Genomic DNA, 23,424 nt, shown 5'->3' on the forward strand with positions numbered 1-23,424 from the left:
CGCTCGCAAAATGTATGGACCCGCTCAAGTAGGAGTCCAAAGCGCTCACAAAATGTGTGGATCCGCTCAAATAGGAGTCCAAAGCATTCACAAAATGTATGGACCCGCTCAAGTAGGAGACCAAAGCGCTCACAAAATGTATGGATCCGCTCAAGTAGGAGACCAAAGCGCTCACAAAATGTGTGGATCCGCTCAAATAGGAGTCCAAAGCATTCACAAAATGTATGGACCCGCTCAAACTGGGGTCTTAAGCTCTCAAAAAGTGAAGCAACCCGCTCAGATTAGCGTCCACAAACGCGCAACGCAACTTCAAGTTTAGTAGAAAAAAATTCCAATTAAAAAACAGGTGGAAACTTCTCCACCTGTTTTTGCTGTTTTAACGTTGTAGTGCTTTACGTTGTGCGGCTAAGTATACTTCTTGTGCGGCAAGGATGCCTGCTCCTGGTTCGAAATCATAGGAGAAGTCTTGTAGGGCAGCCTCGAGTAGGGAAACGGCTTGTAAAATGTCACTTGGGAAGCAATAGCCCATATGGCCGAATCTAAAAATTTTACCCTGTAGATGACCCAGTCCGCCTGCGAAATCTAAATGATAGTGTTGCTTAAGGTGCGTCAAAAATTCACCAAGATCAATTCCTTGAGGTGTTTTAATTGCTGTAATAGTTGGAGAAGCATATTGATCTTCAGTTAATAGCTCAATGTGTAATGCTTGCATTGCATTTCGCACCATGTTTTTCATAAGTTCATGGCGGGCAACCGTTTGCGTAAAGCCACCTTCCTGTTCAATTAACTTACACACCTCGTGCAGTCCATAAATCAGTGTGATAGCAGGGGTATTAGGTGTCATGCCCTTTTCCGCCCAGCTACGATAGCTTTGAAGATTCAAATAATAAGCAGGTGTTTGATTTTCTTCAATGACTTTCCAAGCTCTTTCGCTTACGCTGACGAGAGAGAGTCCAGGTGGGAGCATCATTGCTTTTTGAGAGCCTGTCACGAGTATATCAATGCCCCAAGCATCCATTTCAGCAGGAGCACCACCAATACAGCTTACACCATCAACGATAACGAGGGCATCTGTTTCTTCACGGATTACCTGTGCTAGTTCAGCAACAGGGTTTAAAATACCTGTGGATGTTTCATTGTACGTAACAAAAACGGCTTTAACAGTTTGTAATGGCTGTAAAAATGCTCGTAGTTCGTCTGCTGTGCAAGCTTGTCCCCATTCTTTTTCAAGCTTATGTACATGGAAGCCATATTGCTCACAGATAGAAACGAAATAGTCGCCAAAAGCTCCAACTGTGATGACGACAACCTCTTCACCAGCAGATACGGTATTAACAGCCGCAGCCTCAAGTGCAGCAGTCCCGCCTGATGGTAAAAGTAAGATGTCCTGTGTCGTACCGAAAACGGGCTTTACTAATTCAATAGTTTCTCGGTATAATTCTACAAATTCCTGACTACGATGACTAAAAATATCCCGATTCATCGCAAGCTGTACCTTTTTTGGTATCGGTGTTGGCCCTGGATGTCTTAAAATATTTTCATACATATTCATCAATCCCCTTTGTTAGAAATTCTAAATTTTCTAACTATAATAATAGCATATTTATGGTGCTAGCTAACTACTTTTTTGAAAAATGATGGAAGAGATTGTCATTGTGGTACAATTTTTAAAAAGGAGGCTGTGCGAATGGAAACATCCATGCATTATCCATTTATCTATTTCTTCTACGACACAAACCAGGTGCTAGTATACAAAATTCAAGCGCTAGAGTATATCACAATAGAAGATGTGATGAGGAAGGGGGAATGGCAGGGGTATGAGCTTGAGCCATCTGAATCATTTACAGCATTCCATCATGAACAAAGCACCCCTCAGCAGGGATGGTCTTTCTTTATGGGGCAGGAAGAGCTCTATCATTTGGTAGAAATTATGAATGATTATATTCAACAGGTCATAACCACTACTTCGGCACAAATGGTACATATTGTTTGCTCGGAATCTGCAGCAGGCTCATTACGAGCGGCACTTGCTCCACCGAAATATGTGATCGGGTTTCCAGAGGATTTGTCGATTGGACCATTGTGGAAACTCGATGAAAAAAGAGGACAGGCATTCCGTGATGAGTGGCTAAGAGAAAATATGAATGATGGAGTGGATGATTTTGTAAATCGTAATAAATTGATGAACACAATTAGAGAGATACAGGATATTCCAAGCAACCTGCCGATTTACATTTGGTGTGGGTACAATGCAGAAGAACAGTGTGGCCTTAGATTTCTTCTTTATTTATTACGTGATAAAACCAATGAAGTTGTTCTTATCAACACAGGTGAACAGCGGGCTATTGACCACCAATGGAACATGGAACTTTATGACATTAAGCGATTATCCATGAAGGAGCGTCTAATTTTTCAGCAGCAGTGGGAAAGTTTAGCGCAGACAAAGGATGTTTGTCGTCTATGGCTACATCAACAAATTCAAGCAGTCCACGAGAATTATTATGATAATTTGATTATGTCAACGATTGGACAACTTCATGAGGAGCAAGGGGATACTGATTTTATACAAACAGGTGTAGTCATCTCAGAGCTATTAACCAGAATGGATGCTCCCCCAAATATCTTCTTTTTAGAATATAGAATTCGCTATTTAGTATATAGCGGGGTCTTTGAGTTAAAGGGAATTCCTAAATCCATGCACCATTACTCTGTGAAATTACGTAAAAAACCTCTTTAGCCTAAGGGCATAAAGAGGTTTTAAACAATTAAGCAACGAAAGGTCTGTTCATACGCATTAAGCCGTAGATGGCAAAGAACAATCCACCTGTTAGTACCATTAGGATTGTGTATAATACAGCCTTACCTGTTTCACCACACCAGCGGTAGAATAAGCGATACGTGAAATAGAGTGTAAAACCTGCCGCTCCTAAAGAAGCCAGAATACCGATAAATGGAATAAACGAAACAATGATTAAGCCCGCATAAATCAGCGTATTTTTTAAAGCGGTTGCACGTATTGTTTCTCGAGTATCCCCACCAGCTGTCAGCAGGAAGAGACTATATACATTAATAATGGGAATCCAAGCAATATAGGCTACATCTCCAAAACCATTTGTTTTAGATGTCATAAAATAAATAAGTGCACTAATAATGTAGGCAATTAAACCAATAGCAAGAGCGGCTAGTATAAAGATAAAAAATAAACCACCCATGGCTGCATCTAAATCTGAGTAATAATAAGAATCATTATAGTCATAATTCATCAGAAAAACCTCCCTTCATATGAAAATACCTCCTAATCATAACAATCCTCAAATGTTAAAGCTACAACAATTTAGATGTAATATTTAGTAGAAATCACACAAATGTACTAGAATGAAGTTGATTATTTAAGACTTTAATGATGATTTTTTGAGTGCCTTGTGATAAAAATGCAAAAAATATCCTGAGGAACATTATTATGCTAGTTTTTGAGAATCATTTTCCGTTTTATTAATTTTAACAAGTACGTACAAAAACATTACTATCCTATGATGGCAGATGCATAAGAAATGCCATAAAAAATAAAAATAGCCATCTTAACTACAATGTAAGATGACTATTTTCACGTGTATTAAATGAATTTGGCGATGTGCTCAAGTTCAATGCGGGAAGAATTGTAGGCAGGTGCGGCTGCCTTACCAATCGCAATTAAAATAACTGGGACGATATGGTCAGCTAATTCAAAGCGTTGAGCAAAGGCTTCTTTATTAAATCCACCCATTGGCACTGTATCATAGCCCATGTCTTTCGCTAGTAGCATGATTTGCATGGAAATTAGACCAGCATCAAATGTAACGATATTTTTTAACACTTCTTGGGGAAGTTGAGAATATAAGTTGATTGAGTTGTTAATCATTAAATCTTTTGTTGCCTCATTGATATAGCCAAGATCGAAGTTCTTTGTATAGACTGCCTCGGCATTTTCGTACATTTTTGTATCACCTAGAACAGCAATAATTGCTGAGGAAGTTTCTACTTGTTCTTGGTTATTGGCAATAGCACGTAGCTCTTTTTTGACCGCTTCATCCTGAATTACTAAAAAGCGCCAAGGCTGTAGGTTACTAGACGATGGAGCAGACGTTGCTTCTACAAGTAATTCTTCTAATTGTTGCTGCGGGATTTTAAAGTTTTCATCGTATTTACGAACGGATTTACGCTCATGCATAACTTTAGTTAAAGAACTTTTTGTCACTGTCATTATTTTGTCTCCTTCATGTTATGATGCGTTTTTTACTATACGATAAATGAATTCATTTTCCAAGTAAATTGCTCGAATTAAAGAGTCTTGAATCTAGGATTTAAAAGTTACAAAAAAAACATATTTTTGTAGGTATAATCCATTTATACTAGAGATGGAATAGAGCAATAATAATAGATATGGAGTGAAGGTGTATGAAAAAGCTATTAGGAAATTTAAATATTATGGCAAAAATCGCAATGCTTATTCCTGTCATCACTGTTTTTTTAGGTGGTATGACCTTCCTTAACTATTTGAACGTATCCAATGAACTTGAAAGCTCTATTGAAAATGAAATGTCTATACTAGCGGATGACGTTGCAGGTTCCGTTGAGGGCAAATTGCATGCACACATTCAGCTCATAAATAGTGCAAAGACAACAATAGAATCGGCTGACAGTCTGATGACCAGAGAGCAATTTATTCGCTACGTACAGCAGCTATTGCCTTTCAATAAGGAAACGTATGGTATGGGCTTATGGCTAGAGGAGGATGTGGCAAAGGGAGAAATTTTCGGGCCGTATGCCTATAAGGAAGAAGAAAAAATTGTCTCTACGGATGCTTATGAAGATCCTGCCTATCATTTTCACGAGCAAGAATGGTATCGCAATAGTATCCAATCTAATAAGGTAGTTCATACTGCACCTTATTTTGATGAAGCTCTTGGGGAAATGTTTATCTCATTTGGTACACAAATTGTCAAAGATTCTAAGCCCATTGGCGTTATTACAGGGGATTATGTATTAGATTCAATTCAATCCATTGTTTCTGACGTGAAAATTCGAGAGAGTGGTTATGCATTTATAATTGATGATAGTGGCAAAATTTTAACGCACCCTGATGTAAATAAAGTGAATAAAGAAACGATCCAGCAGTTGTTGAATATGCCTGTGGAGCAGATTTCTGAGCAAAAAAAGTTAATACATACAAGCAGTGAGGGTAGTGATTTTACCTTACAATTTATGCAAATACAAGATATGCCATGGAAGCTAGTTTTACTGGTTCCGACAACTGAGCTTTACGGCGAAATACAGGCAATGCTCCAACAGCAAATCGTGATTAGTGTTGTTCTAATCTTGCTAATCGCAATTAGTATTTATTTCCTTGCTCGTTATATCCGAGGGGAAGTGAAAACGATGAATACTCATTTAGGCTTTCTTGCTACGGGTGATTTAACGCAACAAATGGCCGTTCAAACAAAGGATGAATTTGGTGAAATGGCACAGTATTATAATGACTCTGTGGAAGCATTAGGTTCGATGATGCAGCGCATTGTAGCTGAAACCGAGACAGTTGCTTCTACTGCAGAAGAATTAACGGCAAGTGTGCAAGAGGTCAATAAAACTGTCACAGAAGTTGCTGTTTCTATGCAAGAGGTGGCAGAAAATACGAGTTCACAACAACAGGTGAGTGGGGAGCTAGGGGGTGTAACAACACAGCTAGGTGGGGATATGAAGACCGCCATGGACGATTTACATGAAGCGGTCCAACAATCGCAAAAAACCTCTGAGCTCGCTACTGGCGGATCACAAAAAATACATGGTTTCGTGAATGATATTGTCCACCTCCATGCACAGGTTGACAGTAGTGCCAATCTTGTGAATGGCTTGAAGGAGCATTCGATTCAAATAGAGCAGATGAGTCAGCTCATTTCGGCTATTACCGACCAAACCAATTTACTATCGCTTAATGCTGCCATTGAGGCGGCACGAGCAGGGGAAGCAGGGAAAGGCTTTGCCGTTGTTGCAGGAGAGGTCAAAGCACTTGCTGAACAAACTAGCCGTGCCTCGTTAGATATTGCAAAGGTTGTGCAGACGATTCAGGAACAAATGAATGACGCGGTAGAGATGATGGAGCAAAGTCGAAAAATAGCCCATCAAGGCATTGGCTCTGTTCAACAAGCTGGCACGACCTTCGATACAATTGCCAGTGCAATTGAAGATCTCCAAAACACCATGCAAAAGACAAGCAAAACGACAGCTGAGGCTTTTGAAAAGCTGCAGGCAGTAACCGAAAAGGTGCAAGCAATTAGCAAACAGGCACTTGCAACAAATGATCATACATTAAATGTATCGGCCATCACGGAAGAGCAGGCATCTACGATGAATGAGATGTCCGTAGCCTCTGAGCAGTTGGCACAACTTGCTCAAAATCTGCAAGAAGAAGCAACTAAATTCACGATTTAATGGTAAGGTGTACATCTAGGTTTAGGTGTACACCTTTCTAAGATCTAAATGAAAAAGCTTCCCACTGTACATTATTCTTAGGAGCAGCTGATTTGAAATGCTTAATCATTTTTTCTGGTCCACATATAAAAATAGTTGTTTGTGAAGAGAAGGATAACTCATCAATAGAGAGTCTATTTCGCTGTGTTGTATCGATAAATGTGACCGTAAAATGGTCGTTTGCTTGTGCATAATCCTCTAAAAAATCTTTGTAGATGACATTGTCTTGCCCGTGAAAAGAATAATATAAGTCAATTTTCTTATCAGGCTTCGTGTGTAAATAGGCAAGAAATGGGGTGATGCCCATACCTCCTGCAATCCATAGCTGCTGTGCATCCCCGCTGTCGAAGTCAAAATGACCATAGGGGCCATCTACAGCAACCTCTGTATGAACCTGAATAAGGTTGTACACCTGTTTGGTATAATCTCCTATAGCCTTCATCGTAATATTGATTTGTTGTCCATACCCTCCAGAAATAGAGAAGGGATGTGGTGCTTTTTCGATACCCTCTTGAAAGACTTTCAGAAAGAGAAATTGTCCTGGTCGATAATTCAGCTGTTTTGTAAGCTTCAGCTTAATTTCCAATACCTCAGGGGTCAGCCTTTGAATGGATGAAATATGACCTTTATAGGGAAAGAACATATCCTGATACATTGTCAGCATATAAAGGGCTGACATAAATCCAATTGTAGTTGTTAGTGCTGTAAAAATCCCTAAAGCTGAGGGTTGTAATAAATCATATTGGCTAGAAAAATAAGCATGATAAATGCCAAATGTATACGGCACAAGTAATAATCGATGAAGCCAGCGCCAATGCTCGTACTTCAGGAATTTTGCAATAAAGGCAAGAATGATTAGGATGATAAAGCCGTATTGGGCAAGCTCGCCAAGATCTTTTGCGAATTCGTTGAGTGGTGTTTGTTGTGTTAGCTCTTCATCAGGAATCATTTTTTGTAATTGCCCGTGAATAACAATCAATACAAGTGAAAGGATTGCTAGTAATTTATGATAAAAATAGACATGCTCAAGACCACTAAACCATCGCTCTAACATTTTTATTCTTGTAGCTAATAAAAATACAAGAAATAAACAAGTTATGGCTAAGCCACCAATGACATGACTTAGTGTGTTCAATGGATGAATCGGTGCCATCGGTTTGCTAAAATACCAAAGCAAAGCACTACCACACAAAATGATGAAAATAAAAAGTATTCCTTTATAAGCTCTCATATTTAACCTCCATCACTATGTTTATCCATAATTTAACTAGCTATACAATCAGAGTGGAAAAAGTTTCGAGCGTACGTTCGGAATGTATGTTCCCTTTTGTGTCGAATTATGTTACATTAAGAAGGAAAGATAAGAGAAAAGGAGTGGAAGTAATTTATGCAAGGGAATACCCATATCGTTGGGGGCATTACAGCAAGTCTTGCCTTTGCACAGTTTTCAAATGATAACCCACTTGTCTTAGTTGGTGCAGGGGTTATTGGTGCGTTACTTCCAGATATTTGCCACAGAGGTAGTAAAATAGGTCGAACATTTCCCCTCATCGCGAAGCTAGTGACTACAGTATTTGGACACCGTTCCTTTACACATAGTTTGTTGTTTTTAATAAGCATGATGGTGTTATTACATATGTTGATTCCTTATCGAGCGATATCTATTGGAATTATTATTGGAATGGCTAGTCATATCGTACTTGATATGTGTACAAAAAAAGGGGTTAAACTATTTTTTCCTGCGTCTATCTCCATTCGTTTTCCACTTACAACGAAAACTGGTAGCAAGGTAGAAGGGGTCGTATTGATGTTGTTATCGATGCTATCCATCTATTTGAGCTATGAACTAATTGTAAGATTTATTGTTGCGATATAAATAAGAAAGCCCCAGTATTTGTTTACTGGGGCCTTTGGTGTTAGTCTGCCTGTACCTCTTCAACAGTTTGCTCAACCTCGGCACGAGTCATTTTTTCTCGTCCTTCTTGCATTGCCTTTAGTGTTTTGTGGGCTAAGGCAAGTGGTAGGCGACAGAACAGCAGAATAGTACGTTTATTGATATCCTTCATATATAAATCTGCTTTGGCTAAATTTTCTTCTGCATACGCAAATAAATCCTCGCGTGTCCATCCCTCTGGTACGAAACTTACACCACGTTCATCTAAATCCTCATGCTGATTACGTAAGATGTTGATAGCCTGCAACCCACGACCGTAGCCTATTGCTAGCTCGCGATCCGTTTGAACGCCTGCACCCCATGCCCAAAGCTCAGACAGCATTGTCCCTACAAGCCCAGCCACGTAGTATGTATAATCGTCCAAATCCTCACGTGTGCGGACCTGCCAATTCGCCTTTGCCCATTTTGCCATCCCAAAAGCCATTTCACTTGTGGAAGCCTGGACAATTTTTCGGGATTCCTCAGGGCAAAATGTCAGCCAATCTGCTAAACGAAGGGATACTTCAGGTAATAGCTCTGCATAAGGTGCGAGTAATGCCTGATAGGCTTCGTTATTGAAAGTGTCCTTTAGTAATTCACTCGTTGCTGACAGTAAATCAAATTTTACATCATTAGCAAGTTCTTCATGGTCTTCAATTTCATCAATTGCACGCATCGCTAAATAGGCAGCAGCCACTGATATCTTTAAATCATTTTTTAAAAATGTAATAGGTATATAAAACGTGCGGCTTGTATCTTTCAAAACCTGCATCGCTTCTTTGTATAGTCTTTTTTGCTCGTTCACTTGTATTCCTCCGTTCAAATGGTTCCACATCTATAGTATATCGTATCGTAAAAAAAGGGAAAGATAAAACAGATTGTTCTTATTTAGAGAGATATTCTTTGAAAACGTTTCCTAAAGATGATATAGTTTAGTAGTAAACTATTTAAAACTATACTTTTAATGTGGACGAAAGTATAGGTTAAAACCACATTTCAGAAGAGAGGAAGTTTAGAAAATGGGACGTTTAGATAATAAAATTGCGATGATTACTGGTGGTGCATCTGGTATGGGTGCAGCAATGGCGAAATTGTTTGCACAAGAGGGAGCTACTGTAATTGCAGCTGATATTAATGAAGATAATCTAGCAAAGATCTCTGAGCTAGACAATGTAGAGGGGATGAAATTAGATGTTTCCTCTGATGAAAACTGGGCAGAAGTGACAAAGGCCATTGTGGAGAAATATGGTCGCATTGATATTTTAATTAACAATGCTGGTATTTCCTCCGAAAAAGGACCAGATCAAATTACACAAGCGGACTGGTCAATCATGCATAATATCAATGCCTTTGGACCTTTCTTGGGCATTAAACATGCCTCTAATTATATGAAAGAAGCTGGGAAAGGCTCTATCGTTAATACATCCTCTTACACAGCGATTATTGGCGCTGGCTTTAATGCCTATACAGCCTCTAAAGGATCTTTACGTGCAATTGCTCGTGCAGCGGCCTCAGAGCTTGGTGCTTTCAATGTTCGTGTCAATACAGTATTCCCTGGTGTCATTGAAACACCAATGACTGCTAAATTATCAGAAGCAAAAGAAGCAATGGATATGTTAGTAAGAGCAACACCAATGGGTCGCCTTGGCCAACCAGAGGAAGTAGCAAATGCTATTTTATTTTTAGCATCTGATGAAGCTTCTTACATTACAGGTGCCGAGCTTGTCATTGATGGTGGCTATTCAGCACGCTAATTAATCGTTTTAGGAAAGTGAAAGTGCCTGCTCAAGCAGTGCATTTTCACTTTTTTTATGTTTCTCGTGGATGGATAAAATAGGGGAACGTTTGATTTGGTCAGTATTTCATAAACCCCCTTTTAGCACCTTACATACTTAGGAATACAATGTGCTCATTACGATAGGCATCGTGCATGCACTAATGAGCCTTCTTCTTTTGGAATCTGAAATCCTCTTGTTCTAATTAAGCAAATATTTTATGCGTACCTGAATGCAGGTGTATCCCCTAATATGACAAAGACTTACTTGCTCCACTTTAGAATATTCGTTAAATTTCAAAAACAGCATTATGCTTTAACAAAGCTTTATTTTTTTAGTAGAATGATAATAAAGCTTTAGAAATGCATTAAAATTCAGCGATCGAATAGAAAAAATTTGATATTTTCCATGATTTTTTCATGAAAGTTTACGAAGTTATTGCACAATCATTTCAACAGCGTTAAAGTTTAGAAAGGGCGAAAATGTCATTACACAATTTGGGGGATTGTACTGAGCGTTTAGCTTTTGTACGAACAAATTAATTGGTCAGGATTTTGGCACACAAAACTCCTTGCAAAATCCTTCGTACCAAAGAGGGCATGTACTTTATTAGTTGCCTTAATCATCGCGTAAACTGCGTAATAAAATCAAAGGAGAATTGTATGCCAAAGGCTATAGGTATTGATGCAGGCGGCACATTGACAAAGGTTGCTTATTTAGATCAACACAATGAACTTGTTTTAACAACCTTTCCGTCTAATGATCTGCAATCTGTAAAAAAATGGATTATCGACCATCCAGATATTGAGGATATTGGTGTTACGGGGGGACGTACAGAGCAATTACTTGATGTCATTAAAACAATGAAATCGATTCATTATATAGTGGAGTTTGAAGCAACTTTAAAGGGTGTCCGATTTTTACTAAATAAAGAAGGCTACTTTTTTGAGCGTAGTATGATTACCAATATCGGGACAGGCACTTCCATTCATTACATGGAGGGCAATACCCATATTCGCGTTGGCGGGACAGGCGTTGGTGGTGGGACATTAATTGGATTGTCAGCGCTTACAACAGGGATTACAGATTACAATGAAATACGAGAAATGGCTGACAAGGGCCATCGTGAGAGCATTGATTTATTAGTTAAGGACATTTATCAGGGCATGGATACACCCATTGATGGTCATTTAACTGCAAGTAATTTTGGGAAAGTAGGCATTACCCAGTCCATGAAACATCCAGCAGAGGATATTATAGCGACGGTTCAGGGACTAGTAGGCGAAGTCATTACAACACTTAGCATTCAATATGCGGAAGAAAAAAAGGCACAGCATATTGTTTATATTGGTTCAACTCTCAGCAATAATGCTCATCTTGCCCGTGTGATTGCAAATTATACACGTACGAAAAAGCATACACCTGTCTTTATTAACGATCATGGTTTTTCAGGCGCTGTCGGAGCATTGCTCAACATTACAGAATATACAATTGTCTAGGGACGAAATAAGAATGAACATGACTAATACATATTAGTCATGTTCATTTTTTTACAATTAGCGAAGAAACTGACCTACATAGTAACGCCTCAATTTGAACAAATTATGTGCAGGAGGTGATGTTACGTGGGCAAACGTAATAATCGAAATAACAGTAAAACCATGAATATGCGAACGCATAATCCTTTTGGTACCTACAAAAGTAAAGATCTTGATCGAAGTAATAGCAATAATAACAACCCGAATGATAACTTAAACGAAGAATTCGCAGCAGAATTTGATGCAAAAGCTAAAAATAAAAACAATAAAACGAATCATGATAAAAACCAGCAGTCCAATAAAACAAAATAGCGGAGGTGAAAATCATGGCAAAAAAGAGAAAAACAAGCTTTAAAAAGAAAAAGAAGGAAGATACGCATAAAAAGAATGATCGTGAGGAGTACTCAGCAGAGTTTAACCAAGTCATTCATAATAACCCTCAACAGCCAAAGCAATAAAGACAAGCTGCTCCAAAACTTTTTTGGAGCGCTTATTTTTTAAAGGAGTGATTCAAGTGAGGCAGTTATATTTACTTGGGCTTCTGCTTGTTTGTCTTGCTGTGTTCATACAAACACCAATGGTCGCCAATGCACAACAAGAAACACCAGCCTATGCCAAATGGGGACAAATGGCTATCAAAGAGGTAAAGACAAAATATCCTTCAGCCAAAATTATCGATTATTTGCATGAGGGTAAAGAAGTACATGGGGCGTCAACAATCGAAAAGTTTAAGCTTTGGCTCAAGCAACCCGATAAGGAATTTGGTGTCTATGTAAGAATTAGATATCAAAGTGCAACACAAAAGGTAGAAAAAATTGAATTACAAGAAAGTACGTCATGAAAAAAGGATGCCCAGAAAAGGCATCCTCATTCATTTAATCTTCAAGCTTTTGAATAAACGCACGCATCAAGCCTGGTAAATCAGGCCATGCATGTCCACTTACTAAATTGCCATCTGTATGAAGATTGGCTTCAATATAAGTAGCGCCAGCCACTTGTACCTCTGGCTTGCAGGCAATATAGGCTGTCAGCTCACGTCCTTTTAGCGCTTCAGGAATGGTCGCGAAAATTTGTGCTGCGTGGCAAACGGCTGCAATCGGTTTATTGGTTTCGAAAAAATGGGACACAAGTGGTGGAACATGCTCGTTTAAACGAATGTATTCTGGCGCACGACCACCCGGAATAATCAATCCATCAAAATGTGTTGGATCAATATCAGCAAAAGAAGCATGTGCCTCTAATCCATAGGCAGGTCGCTCGATGTATGTATCGACGCCATCTACAAAATCATGTAATACGGTCTGTAATTTCTTAGCTGATGGTGCTGCAATTGTGACATCATAACCTGCCTCAAGACAACGATAATAAGGATAAAAAATCTCTAAAGCCTCTACTGCATCTCCTGCAAGTATTAAAACCTTTTTCCCCATGATTCCATCTCCTTTTCATTGTGAATCTATTATGTTTTATTCGACACATGCAAAAAATTCCCTGCTGATGATTGAGCCATCTTTCCAAATTCCTTCCTTTACAAAGAAAAAAATGAAGCGTATAGTATTTATTTAGCTAGGTAAATAATTTTAGGAGGTAGATAGTGATGAATCCAATTTTCCATGCTTTATTCCAAAAAAATCGCTATTTAACTAATTGCTTAAATGAAGTGCTGAAGCAGCATCATTTATATAGTTCTCAATGGACCATTTTGTATTGCTTACATAAAAATGGACCCATGACATTGACGCAAATTTGGAAATATTTAAATGTGGAAGCACCAAGTATCACAAGAGCGATTACAAGGCTTGAGGCATTGGGCTGGGTACAACGATTAGATGGTGAGGATAAACGAGAAAAGATTGTGACATTATCCGCACAAGCAGAGGAACGCCTACCAGCCATTACAGCAACTATTCTAGCGTTTGAGGAAGAAATGGTTGGGTCTTTAACTGCTGAAGAACAAGAGCAACTTCTGAAGCTATTGGAAAAAATGAAAGGTTGATGGACATGCAGCAAGAAGAGAATACACAAATATGGACGAAGCGTTTCATTAGTCTATTTTTAACGAATATCTCAGTTTTTTTTGTATTTTATGGACTTGTAACGACTTTGCCACTATATGCAATAGGGGAGCTACATCAGACAGATAAGGAGGCAGGGCTTCTATTGTCTGGCTTTTTATTGTCAGCTATCATTGTACGCCCGTTTTCAGGAAAGCTGTTGGATGTCTTTGGTAAGAAGAAACTGTTAGTCCTTTCGATAGTGGGCTATTTTATATGTACCGTCTTATATTTATTTATTCATCCATTCGGACTTTTACTTGGTCTACGTTTTATTCAAGGGATTTTCTTTAGTATTATTACAACAGCTGCAGGTTCTTTAGCGGCTGATATCGTTCCAGCTAAACGAAAAGGAGCAGGCCTTGGCTATTTTACGATGTCTACAAATCTAGCTGTCGTTATTGGTCCATTTATTGGGCTATTATTAATACAATATAGTACCTTTAACGTATTGTTCATCGTTATGAGTATTTGTATTCTAGCAGGAGGAATTCTAGCGTTAACGGTCAATACCGATGATTTACCGAAGCCTATACATGAAGGAAAACTAACCTTTAAATTTGATGATTTGTTTGAGCGAAAAGCGTTACCTGTTGCTGCGATTGCTAGTTTAGTAGCCTTTTCGTATGCCAGTGTTTTATCCTTTTTATCGGTCTATGCACAGCAAAAGGATTTAATGGCTGTGGCCAGTCTTTTTTATGCAGTGTTTGCTGCATCCATGTTAATTACGCGGCCATACACAGGTAAACTTTATGATACGAAGGGACCGCAATTTGTTATTATTCCCGGCATTATCTCCTTCGCCATTGGGCTCGTTATGCTCGCTTTTGTAGAAGGACCTGTGTTATTTTTAAGTGCTGCTATTTTTGTAGGCTTTGGCTATGGAGCTGTGACGACAAGCTTGCAAGCATTAGCCGTTCAATCCACAGCCATCCAGCGAAGTGGCTATGCTACAGCAACCTATTTTACGATGTTTGACCTTGGGATCGCATTAGGTTCCTATATTTTGGGAATGGTAGCTGTGCAGGCAGGCTATGCTTCAGTTTACTTGTCAGGTGCAGGCTTACTCGGGGTTGTCTTTATTATTTATCTATTACGCCTTGCAAAGATGAAACCGAAAAAAGTTGTGAATATATAGTAAAACAGTTGGGTCTGTCCCAACTGTTTTTATTTTTATAGGCAATCATGTAGCGTGGCCGAGTTAGACCAAAATATGGTATAATAAGAGCGTAACTAGATAGAGTTTTCATGGGCGGTTGGCACAATTTTAACCTATCTCATTCAACTTATTGAAGAGAAAGGAGTTGATGCCTTTGACTATTTTTGAAGCAATAATGGTTGCGATAAGTCTTTCAACACTTATTGTTTCTGTACTTGCATTGTCATTTACTTTTACACAAAAAAAGTAAACCGCCCCTGCCTCGCCAGCATGTGAGATGGTTTACTTTCATCACCTTGCAAATCGCCTTTGAAGCGATTCGTCTTGTTACTAGGACCATTGGTGTTCCAGCACCAATGGTCTTATTTACTTATATACATCTTCACTAAGAATTATAACATGGATAAACGGTTTTTTTCAAATAATGTAAAATAAATTGTTATGGACTACAAATGATTTTTGGGGAATCAGTTGGTAGGGTGAAATAAACTACTTAGACGATGGATATCAAGCATTCAAAGCTTACCATGCTTTAGAAGCAATCGATCTTATTCGAGATCAAGTCAAGGTAGCGGATTAGGTTTGTCAATTGCTAAAAGCCGTATTCACATCCAGAACAGCAAATTCTTATTTTTAAAAGTATATTTGTTCTAATAACGCAAAAAAATGTTAGACCAAACTTGTATATGGTCTAACATTCTTTCTTTTGTCCCATCCTCTTTTCTGTACATAAAAATCTGTAAAAAAAGAGAGCGGCATAAGCCAGCTCTCCTTTAACTTAATTAAAATTCTTTTGTAAAAACGCCTTTGTACGGTCGTTTTGAGGGTTTGTAAAGAAGTTGTCTGGATGGTCGGTTTCAATAATTTGACCACCGTCCATAAAGACTACCTTATTTGCTACCTCTCGTGCAAAGCCCATTTCGTGTGTCACGACAATCATCGTCATCTGATCCTCTGCTAGGCTTTTCATAACCTTTAATACTTCGCCTGTCAGCTCAGGATCTAAGGCAGAGGTAGGTTCATCAAATAACAAAATTTGAGGATTCATCATTAGGGCACGGGCGATCGCTACACGCTGTTTTTGGCCACCAGAAAGATTGGCTGGATAAGCCTTGGCCTTGTCGGCAAGCCCAATTTTTTGTAGTAAATCTTGACAGCGTTTCGTAATGGCTTCTGCCGATTCTTTTTTTAATAAGCTCGGTGCCATTTCGAGGTTTTGCTGAACGGTTAAGTGGGGGAACAGGTTAAAGTGTTGAAAGACCATCCCCATTTTAGCTGTGATTGCTTTAATGTCCTGTGGCTTTGTATAATGTCCATCCTGTACAAGATAGTCACCATCTACTACAATACTGCCACCATCGATTTCTTCTAAATGTATTAAGCTTCGAAGCATTGTACTTTTCCCAGATCCAGAGGGACCGATAACTGCAATGACATCGTTCTTCTCTACCGAAAATGTAATTTGTTTCAGAACCTCCACCTGATCGAAAGATTTCTTCAAATTTGTTACTTCCATCAATGCCATATGTGTCACCTCTATTCGAATTTAAAGCGCTTTTCCAGCCATTTAAAGAACACGGTCAATACAAGGGTCATGACTAAGTAAATTGCACCCGCAATAAAGAACGGTGTAATTGTGAAGTCACGATTGACAGCTGTTTGCGCAAAATGTAGTAATTCTGGAACAGCAACTGCATAAAGCAGGGCTGTATCCTTAATTAGTGTAACGGATTCATTTGATAATGCGGGTAAGGCAACACGAAACATTTGTGGCAAAATAACACGTGTCGTCGTTTGCCATTTGGTTAAGCCGAGTACCTGGGCTGCCTCATATTGTCCTTTATCGATGGCAAGAAGACCACCACGGAATATTTCTGCAAAGTAGGCAGCATAATTTAAAATAAAGCCAAGGCAAGCGGCCACAAAACGATCAAGTACTAAATATTCACCGATTACTGGTAGCATAGGTAAACCGAAGCAAATTAATAATAATTGCAGTAATAGTGGTGTACCACGCATGATATAAATATACGTATGTGCAAGCCAAGCGAGTGGTTTAATCCGACTTTTTACGGCGAGTGTTAGTAAAAAGCCGAATGGAATCGATACCAAAATGGCGATGAAAAACAGTAAAACTGTCATTTTTGCCCCTTCTAGCATCGGTAATATCATAGTTTGCCAGTAATCCGCCATAACGATGTCCCTCCAAAAAGAGTAAGAGTTCCACTAAGGAAACTCTTACAGTTGATGTATCCTGTCATTATTTTAATACTTTGTCTTCTCCGAACCATTTAGTTGAAATGTCAGCCGCAGTACCGTCTTCATTCATTTTGTCTAACGCAGCTTGTAGTTTTTCTAATAAGGCTTCATTTCCTGGTTTCACACCAATACCGTATTGCTCAGGTGCGAGTGATTCCTCTAATAATTTGAATGTGTCAGGCTCTTGTGTCATGTAATATTCTGCAACTACAGCATCAATTACCACAGCATCAACACGGCCTGTTTTTAAGTCTGATAATGCTAAAACATTATCCGCAAATTCAGTAATTTTTTTCACTTCTTTGTGAATTGGGTTACCGTTTAATGCATCTGCCGCAGAAGAAAGGGATTGAATACCTACTTCTTGTCCAGCTAAATCACTTAGCTTCGTAATCTTTGAATCTGCCTTTGTTATCACAACTTGAGAGTTTTCAAGATAAGGCTTTGTAAATAAAACCTTTTCCTTACGCTCATCTGTAATGGTATAACCGTTCCAAATTAAATCAATACGTCCACTTAATAATTCAGCCTCTTTTGTTTTCCAATCGATTGGCTGGAATTCCGCTTCAACACCCATATGCTCTGCTGCAGCACGAGCTAAATCAATATCGAATCCAACGATGTCATTTTTATCATCGCGGAAGCCCATTGGTGCAAATTTGTCGTCAATTCCAATAATAATTTTTTCTTGATCTGCTGCTGTTTCGTCTTTTTCTGCTGTCTTTTCTTTTGAAGTACCGCATGCTGCTAAAACGATGACAGCTGTCAGCATCATAAATAAAGTCAATACACGTTTCATTTTTGTTTCCCCCTATAATCCATCGCTTTCGTTTGCTAAACTACTAATGTGTTAAAGGATAACATCGTACTTTAACAATGTCAATATCGTTTTGGATTAATCAGAAAATGAGCGGCGTTTTCTAGCATTTTTTTGCATATCATAAAATAATGAAATTGGGGGATAGTAAGTAACTGAAGAATAGGGAAAGAAAAAGGGACTGCTCCTAACGAACAGTCCAGTAAAATGAGATTAGCTATTTTTGCTTTGAATTGCTTTGCGGGCCAGGGCATCAGCCGCTTTATTTTGTGAGTCGGGCACCCATTTGATAAAGAATAAATCAAAGCTTGTGGCAAGCGCTAAAGCTTTTTCTAAATAAGGTTTAAATTCCTCATTTTTCACATATTCTTTTTCCATAGAGGCGACAACGATTTTGGAATCTGAACGCACCGATACAAGAGGGGAGCCTAGCTTTTGTGCTTCTTCTAGGCCACGAACCAATGCCGTGAATTCAGCGATATGGTTGTTTGTCTCACCAATATACTCGCTGATTTGGATATGGTGACCTTCACCTTTAATAAATATGCCTATCCCACTTGGACCAGGATTTCCTGCACTGGCAGCATCTATATAAACTTCTAACATATCATCCCTACTTTGCGTTTTGACTTTCTCTATAATTGTACAACATGGCTATGGTGCAAAGCATCCTTGTGAGCAATTCGTGTTTGAAAAAATACGTAGGAAGCAAACAAAATAGTTGCGTGTTGAAATTGAACGCTTCATAATAGTAGGAAGTGAATTTTGGACGTGAAAGGAGCGAGAGTTCGACATGGATAAAGTGACGGTTATGAAGGATATTGACGAACTGCATGATACGTATTGTTCGGATTGCTTAGTGATTAAGCAATTACGTAAAGAACGTGGTAAACCAGGGGCTCATCGTTTCTGCATTGAAGCCTGTTCAGTTGGAGAAAAGCTACAGTTCCTAGGGGAAGAGCTTTTAAAAGTTTATAGTAAATGAACACATGAGAAAAAGCTACATGTATTAGAAACGCTAATACATGTAGCTTCTTTAATTGTCATGATTATTTCGTTTCAGCATAGCTGCTTAGGTCTTGATAATACTTTGTAAGAGAGGAAGCCGAAATATCAAATGTTGCAGCGATTTCTTTCACGGTCATGGATAGAGACTCGAATAGTTCTTTTTCCTGACCATAACGAATTGCACCAGCTGCAATGGCTGCTTCTTTACGCGCAGTCGGTTGACCTTCAATTAAATAGTCCTCTAAAAGCTCAAGCATTGGTGCTGTTTCACGCTCATTTTGCTCTAAGAAGTCTTTTACTTGTGATAGGACATTGCTCTCAAAGTTTGAGAATTCCTCACCTTTATAGCCATTTGATACTAATAACTCCCAGAATGCTAGGTGCTCTTCTTTTAAGAAGGAGCCAACCTTCTTCTCTGAAGCCTCAAAGCTCTTCTTGAATTCTTCAAATACTTTCGCATGATCCTCTGGGAAGAAAATCAGTGTAGACACAGCTAAATAATGAGTCGATTTCTTCGTACCATCTGGTAAAATGAAGGCAAATACATGCATTCCTTCAGGGATCGGTTTGTTATTTTCACGTCGAATATAAAGCTCATCATTTGTAAGTAAATGATTAGCCTTGAAATATTTTTCCTCAACAACAGACACTGTACCAATAAATAAAGTAGGCTGAGACCAATCTTCAAGTACTTTGACCGTAGAAGGTCTTACCGCCTTTTTCTTCGTTTTCTTCAGATAATTTTTCCAAATAGATGGCTCTTGATGGAAGAAAAAGTCGTCTAAAGCGATGGCTTCGATTAGCTCTCGCTGTAAAACGCTCTCTAATTTAGGCTGCCATGTGCCCACATGCTCAATATAGGCACGAACATCTTTACGTTCAGGATATTCTAAGTAAAATGTTTGTAGCACACGCTCTAATTCTTCGATTTGTACTGTTTCCACTGTTACTTGTTGTTTGCCTTCACAACATTTTTTATATTTTTTGCCGCTACCGCATGGGCATGGATCATTACGTTTTACCATAATTAGAACACTTCCTTTAATCATTGTTAATCGTATATTGCTAAATAATTTGCGTACTATTAATAATAACGGTACTTTTGTATGAAGAAAAATGATTGTCTATTTTGAAATATCTAAAAAATGTAGAGGGACGCCCTGATTCTAGTATATGTACGTATTTTTCTACTTAGAACTAAAAAAAGAAAACGACCTACACCTTTGAATAGGCAGGACCGTTTTCTAGTTAAATTATTGCTGAACGGCTTCGATTTCCACTGTCAGACGTTCAAGCTCATCAATTAAATGGCCAATGTAGGCAATTGTATCACGAAGTGGTTGGTCGGTCGTAATATCAACCCCAGCCATTTGCGCTAACTCCACTGGTGATTTTGTGCCGCCAGCCCGAAGAACTGCTAGCCAATCTTCAACAGCTGGAGCGCCCTCTTTTAAAATACGTTGAGACACTTGTGTGGAGATGGTTAACCCTGCACTATATGTGTATGGATAAAGGCCCATATAATAGTGCGGCTGACGCATCCATGTGAGTTCAGCACCTTCAGAAATAGCGACTGTATCACCCCAGAAATCTTCCAATACGGAACGTTTTAATTGATTGAGTATGGTTGCATTCACTGCTTCTCCAGCATCAATTAATTCATAGACTTTGCGTTGATAGGCAGCTTCTAGTAAATGTGTAACAAAGTTATGATAATATGTTTTCGCTACAATATTGGAAATCACCCAACGTTTAAAGCGTAGATCATCATTATGTGTTAGTAGATAATTCGCTAACAGCATTTCATTCATTGTCGATGGCGCTTCAATAAAGTACAGAGATGGTCGACTATTAAGATAAGACTGATGCTCATACGTATTTGCAAAATGCCCAGCATGACCAAGCTCATGAATAAGTGTAAAGACTTCATTCATTTGTTCATTCCAAGACATTAAAATATAAGGATGGCTACCATACGGACTTGAGCAGAATGCCCCTGTAGATTTTCCTTTGTTTGGCGCATAGTCAATCCAGCGTTCATTAAAGGCTCTCTCCATTAATTGATTATAGTCTTCACCCATAACGGCTAAGGCCTTTTCAACATATTCTTTTGCCTCAGCCATTGATAATCGTGGATCATACTCAGGATCCAGCGCAATTTTTAAATCTGCAAATGTCATTTGGTCGATTCCGTTGGCTTTTTGAATCAACGTTGCATAACGACGCATATGCGGGGCAAGCTCTTTTGTAATTAAATCAATTTGACGATTATAGAGGGAACGATCGACATCTTGATCAAATAATAAATAATCAATGACAGAATTAAAGCCTCTTAGGTCAGCCATTGTTTTTTCTTGTTGAATATGTGTGTTATATACTTGTGCCGTTGTATGCTGGTAATCGCGTAGCTTGCTTGAAAAAGCTTGAAATGCAGCACGGCGTACATCTGTATTTGCTTCAAACTCCCAGTCATTTTCGTACAGCACAAAGCTAAGAGGATGCTTTTCGCCATTGGCTTCAAATTCGCCAAAATCCATGTCCACTAATTTCGTCGTATTGTACGTTTTATATGGCGCGTCAAATGTGGCACTGAAGGCTGCCAGCGCTTTTTCCACTTCAGGATGGAGCTGGTGTGGTTTTTGTTTTAATAATTCCTCTAGATAGCGTTTGTAAAGAGGGCTTAATGCTGCTGCTTCTTGTAAAACAGCTTCATCCAATGCCAGTAACTCGCTACGCACGAAGGATAGTGCACTGCTGACTTTTCCGATAGCTGTACCAAACTTTGCCGCACGCATTTGGGCTACATCATTTGTGCGATCTGTTTCGAGATTTAAGCTTGCATATGTGCCAATCGGAACAAACTTTTTTTGTAGCTCTTCAAAGGCTGTTAACACGTCAATTACTTTTTGTGCATTTGTAATCGTACCTTTGTATTGTTGCTCGAAGCTAAGTGCATCTTCCACTAATTGTGCTAAGGTAGGTTCAAAATCAGCCTCATTGCTCAATAAATCTGTTAAATCCCAAGTTTCTTCTACTGCAACATCTTTTCGTAATGGTAAAACTTTCATTTATGGACACCCCTTTACATATAAGTGATTTCATTATAACGAAACTATTTCGGAAAGTGAAATAATTTCGTAGAATAGTTGAAATATTCTTACTCTAAATCGTTTCTTATGAAGGATGTTTGAAATATTGTCGGTCGGGAACAATGAGTGTATAGCCAACATCTTTCATTACGCATACTAATGGCTAGAACGAGACATATTGGAGGAGAAATTGATTATGACACAAAACTTAAACAAACAACTAAATAAGCTAGTGGCGACATGGTCTGTGCTTTATACAAAGCTACACAATTATCATTGGTATGTCACAGGTCCAGCCTTCTTTACATTACATGCAAAATTTGAAGAGCTGTATAATGAAACAACATTGAATTTAGATGAAATAGCAGAGCGTATTTTATCAAAGGATGGCAAGCCAGTGGCGACATTAAAAGAGCATCTAGAGCTATCCTATGTAGAGGAAGCTACAGGTGAAGAAACGACAGAGGACATGGTTGCAACGACAATCTCAGATTTCCAAAAGCTGATGAAAGCTTTAAACTCTACAATGGAGCTAGCTGCAGAAGAAGGAGACGACCGTACAGAGGATTTACTCAATGCCATGTACCAGTCTCTTGAAAAGCATACATGGATGTTAAAAGCCTTTCTTGACAAGTAAAAATTGACAATTGGCATGCTGGAGAAGAAATTCTCTCCAGCATGTTTTTTTTCTGCCCTGAAGGCATTATGTCAAACGGGCAACGTAGTTTAAGGCAATTTAACAATTATTACAGTTGAGTAAAACGGGTTTGCTTGTGTGCAGTGCGGGTAATTATCTAGTAAGCCATACAACATAGGAGGAATTGAACATGATGAATGAACAAAATCCAAAAATTGAGGTGGCCCATACAAGGGATGAAATGCTTCACATTTTAGAGAATATGCGAATGGAAGGTTATCACCAAGACGATATTCATATTATTGCGAGAGATCCCCAACAGTTTGAGGATGTAAAATGGGATGCCGATGTGCAAACGCATGAGGCTGGAAATTGGGTAGACCAATTTAAATCTTGGTTTACAGGCGACTCAGCCGTTACAGAGGGCTTAAAACGATTTAATCTGTCAGAGGGACAAATCGCTTACTATGCACACCTTGTAGAACAAGGCAGTATTGTTTTATATGCAGAGCATGAGGATGATGTTGATACACTCCAAACATATCCAGAGACTGCTGAAGAGCAAGAGGAGCGTTTAAGAAATCAACAACGTATGATAGAGGCAGAGCAATATAGAAGATTTTTATAAAGAGTAAAACAGAGTGATCCCAG

Annotated in this window: 25 protein-coding genes; 13 read left to right on the forward strand and 12 right to left on the reverse strand. The window is 38.8% G+C overall.

Annotated features, from left to right (window positions below):
• Window positions 1-376: 376 nt before the first annotated feature.
• The gene (locus tag MHB39_RS08275; protein ID WP_342546261.1) at window positions 377-1,546 is read right to left on the reverse strand and encodes an alanine--glyoxylate aminotransferase family protein; all 1,170 of its coding nucleotides are present in this window, start codon (window positions 1,544-1,546) and stop codon (window positions 377-379) included.
• 141 nt (window positions 1,547-1,687) lie between these two features.
• On the opposite strand from MHB39_RS08275, the gene MHB39_RS08280 reads away from it, so the two are divergent.
• Window positions 1,688-2,737, forward strand: a complete 1,050-nt coding sequence (locus MHB39_RS08280) for a DUF1835 domain-containing protein (RefSeq protein ID WP_342546262.1) — start codon at window positions 1,688-1,690, stop codon at window positions 2,735-2,737.
• 28 nt (window positions 2,738-2,765) lie between these two features.
• Here MHB39_RS08280 and MHB39_RS08285 read toward each other — a convergent pair whose 3' ends face one another.
• Both MHB39_RS08285 and MHB39_RS08290 read right to left on the reverse strand, forming a co-directional pair.
• Window positions 2,766-3,263 (reverse strand): hypothetical protein, encoded by a 498-nt coding sequence (locus tag MHB39_RS08285; RefSeq protein ID WP_339280784.1) that lies wholly within the window; start codon window positions 3,261-3,263, stop codon window positions 2,766-2,768.
• 350 nt (window positions 3,264-3,613) lie between these two features.
• Window positions 3,614-4,240 (reverse strand): nitroreductase family protein, encoded by a 627-nt coding sequence (locus MHB39_RS08290; RefSeq protein WP_016992492.1) that lies wholly within the window; start codon window positions 4,238-4,240, stop codon window positions 3,614-3,616.
• 194 nt (window positions 4,241-4,434) lie between these two features.
• On the opposite strand from MHB39_RS08290, the gene MHB39_RS08295 reads away from it, so the two are divergent.
• Window positions 4,435-6,465 (forward strand): methyl-accepting chemotaxis protein, encoded by a 2,031-nt coding sequence (locus tag MHB39_RS08295; protein WP_342546268.1) that lies wholly within the window; start codon window positions 4,435-4,437, stop codon window positions 6,463-6,465.
• Window positions 6,466-6,502: 37 nt separating this feature from the next.
• On the opposite strand, the gene MHB39_RS08300 is transcribed toward MHB39_RS08295, so the two are convergent.
• Window positions 6,503-7,735: a ferric reductase-like transmembrane domain-containing protein gene (locus MHB39_RS08300; protein ID WP_342546270.1), complete on the reverse strand. Its 1,233-nt coding sequence runs from the start codon at window positions 7,733-7,735 to the stop codon at window positions 6,503-6,505.
• A gap of 156 nt (window positions 7,736-7,891) precedes the next feature.
• On the opposite strand from MHB39_RS08300, the gene MHB39_RS08305 reads away from it, so the two are divergent.
• Window positions 7,892-8,380 (forward strand): metal-dependent hydrolase, encoded by a 489-nt coding sequence (locus tag MHB39_RS08305; protein ID WP_016992497.1) that lies wholly within the window; start codon window positions 7,892-7,894, stop codon window positions 8,378-8,380.
• 40 nt (window positions 8,381-8,420) lie between these two features.
• On the opposite strand, the gene MHB39_RS08310 is transcribed toward MHB39_RS08305, so the two are convergent.
• Entirely contained in the window at window positions 8,421-9,242 is an 822-nt protein-coding gene (locus MHB39_RS08310; RefSeq protein ID WP_016992498.1) for a squalene/phytoene synthase family protein, read from the reverse strand.
• Between the two features lie 214 nt (window positions 9,243-9,456).
• Between MHB39_RS08310 and MHB39_RS08315 the strand changes: the two genes are divergently transcribed.
• From MHB39_RS08315 to MHB39_RS08335, 5 genes are all read left to right on the forward strand, one after another.
• Window positions 9,457-10,191 (forward strand): SDR family oxidoreductase, encoded by a 735-nt coding sequence (locus MHB39_RS08315; protein ID WP_016992499.1) that lies wholly within the window; start codon window positions 9,457-9,459, stop codon window positions 10,189-10,191.
• 683 nt (window positions 10,192-10,874) lie between these two features.
• Window positions 10,875-11,711: a type II pantothenate kinase gene (coaW, locus tag MHB39_RS08320; RefSeq protein ID WP_036076313.1), complete on the forward strand. Its 837-nt coding sequence runs from the start codon at window positions 10,875-10,877 to the stop codon at window positions 11,709-11,711.
• 126 nt (window positions 11,712-11,837) lie between these two features.
• Window positions 11,838-12,062 (forward strand): hypothetical protein, encoded by a 225-nt coding sequence (locus MHB39_RS08325; protein ID WP_004269369.1) that lies wholly within the window; start codon window positions 11,838-11,840, stop codon window positions 12,060-12,062.
• Window positions 12,063-12,076: 14 nt separating this feature from the next.
• Window positions 12,077-12,208 carry a hypothetical protein gene (locus MHB39_RS08330; protein ID WP_004269370.1) on the forward strand — a complete coding sequence of 44 codons (132 nt, stop codon included), beginning with the start codon at window positions 12,077-12,079 and terminating at the stop codon, window positions 12,206-12,208.
• A gap of 56 nt (window positions 12,209-12,264) precedes the next feature.
• Window positions 12,265-12,591, forward strand: a complete 327-nt coding sequence (locus MHB39_RS08335) for a DUF3889 domain-containing protein (protein ID WP_342546275.1) — start codon at window positions 12,265-12,267, stop codon at window positions 12,589-12,591.
• Window positions 12,592-12,625: 34 nt separating this feature from the next.
• Here the strand turns inward: MHB39_RS08335 and MHB39_RS08340 are convergent, their stop codons facing one another.
• The gene (locus MHB39_RS08340) at window positions 12,626-13,180 is read right to left on the reverse strand and encodes a DJ-1/PfpI family protein (protein ID WP_016992501.1); all 555 of its coding nucleotides are present in this window, start codon (window positions 13,178-13,180) and stop codon (window positions 12,626-12,628) included.
• 167 nt (window positions 13,181-13,347) lie between these two features.
• On the opposite strand from MHB39_RS08340, the gene MHB39_RS08345 reads away from it, so the two are divergent.
• Together MHB39_RS08345 and MHB39_RS08350 are read left to right on the forward strand one after the other, a co-directional pair.
• Complete coding sequence (locus tag MHB39_RS08345; protein WP_016992502.1) at window positions 13,348-13,746, forward strand: MarR family transcriptional regulator; 399 nt, start codon at window positions 13,348-13,350, stop codon at window positions 13,744-13,746.
• Entirely contained in the window at window positions 13,746-14,942 is a 1,197-nt protein-coding gene (locus MHB39_RS08350; RefSeq protein ID WP_339280789.1) for an MFS transporter, read from the forward strand. Before MHB39_RS08345 ends, MHB39_RS08350 begins: the two co-directional genes overlap by 1 nt.
• A gap of 799 nt (window positions 14,943-15,741) precedes the next feature.
• On the opposite strand, the gene MHB39_RS08355 is transcribed toward MHB39_RS08350, so the two are convergent.
• The 4 genes from MHB39_RS08355 to MHB39_RS08370 form a co-directional block, all read right to left on the reverse strand.
• Window positions 15,742-16,488: an amino acid ABC transporter ATP-binding protein gene (locus MHB39_RS08355; protein ID WP_312124466.1), complete on the reverse strand. Its 747-nt coding sequence runs from the start codon at window positions 16,486-16,488 to the stop codon at window positions 15,742-15,744.
• 11 nt (window positions 16,489-16,499) lie between these two features.
• Window positions 16,500-17,156 carry an amino acid ABC transporter permease gene (locus tag MHB39_RS08360; RefSeq protein ID WP_342546279.1) on the reverse strand — a complete coding sequence of 219 codons (657 nt, stop codon included), beginning with the start codon at window positions 17,154-17,156 and terminating at the stop codon, window positions 16,500-16,502.
• A gap of 67 nt (window positions 17,157-17,223) precedes the next feature.
• Window positions 17,224-18,021 carry an amino acid ABC transporter substrate-binding protein gene (locus MHB39_RS08365; RefSeq protein WP_054550807.1) on the reverse strand — a complete coding sequence of 266 codons (798 nt, stop codon included), beginning with the start codon at window positions 18,019-18,021 and terminating at the stop codon, window positions 17,224-17,226.
• Between the two features lie 231 nt (window positions 18,022-18,252).
• On the reverse strand, window positions 18,253-18,645 hold the full coding sequence (locus MHB39_RS08370) for a ribonuclease HI family protein (protein WP_036076318.1): 393 nt from the start codon (window positions 18,643-18,645) through the stop codon (window positions 18,253-18,255).
• Window positions 18,646-18,832: 187 nt separating this feature from the next.
• On the opposite strand from MHB39_RS08370, the gene MHB39_RS08375 reads away from it, so the two are divergent.
• Window positions 18,833-19,024 carry a zinc-finger domain-containing protein gene (locus tag MHB39_RS08375; protein WP_004269383.1) on the forward strand — a complete coding sequence of 64 codons (192 nt, stop codon included), beginning with the start codon at window positions 18,833-18,835 and terminating at the stop codon, window positions 19,022-19,024.
• A gap of 64 nt (window positions 19,025-19,088) precedes the next feature.
• Here the strand turns inward: MHB39_RS08375 and MHB39_RS08380 are convergent, their stop codons facing one another.
• Both MHB39_RS08380 and pepF read right to left on the reverse strand, forming a co-directional pair.
• Window positions 19,089-20,072: an SEC-C domain-containing protein gene (locus tag MHB39_RS08380; protein ID WP_016994903.1), complete on the reverse strand. Its 984-nt coding sequence runs from the start codon at window positions 20,070-20,072 to the stop codon at window positions 19,089-19,091.
• Window positions 20,073-20,300: 228 nt separating this feature from the next.
• On the reverse strand, window positions 20,301-22,115 hold the full coding sequence (gene pepF, locus MHB39_RS08385) for an oligoendopeptidase F (protein WP_036076319.1): 1,815 nt from the start codon (window positions 22,113-22,115) through the stop codon (window positions 20,301-20,303).
• Between the two features lie 217 nt (window positions 22,116-22,332).
• Between pepF and MHB39_RS08390 the strand changes: the two genes are divergently transcribed.
• Window positions 22,333-22,773: a DNA starvation/stationary phase protection protein gene (locus MHB39_RS08390; RefSeq protein WP_016994902.1), complete on the forward strand. Its 441-nt coding sequence runs from the start codon at window positions 22,333-22,335 to the stop codon at window positions 22,771-22,773.
• A 190-nt stretch (window positions 22,774-22,963) separates the two neighbouring features.
• A complete protein-coding gene (locus tag MHB39_RS08395; RefSeq protein ID WP_036076320.1) occupies window positions 22,964-23,401 on the forward strand; it encodes a general stress protein in 438 nt (145 codons plus the stop codon).
• Window positions 23,402-23,424 lie beyond the last annotated feature (23 nt).

Origin of the sequence: Lysinibacillus sp. FSL K6-4013 (genome assembly GCF_038630435.1) — a bacterium.
Lineage (GTDB): Bacteria > Bacillota > Bacilli > Bacillales_A > Planococcaceae > Lysinibacillus > Lysinibacillus boronitolerans.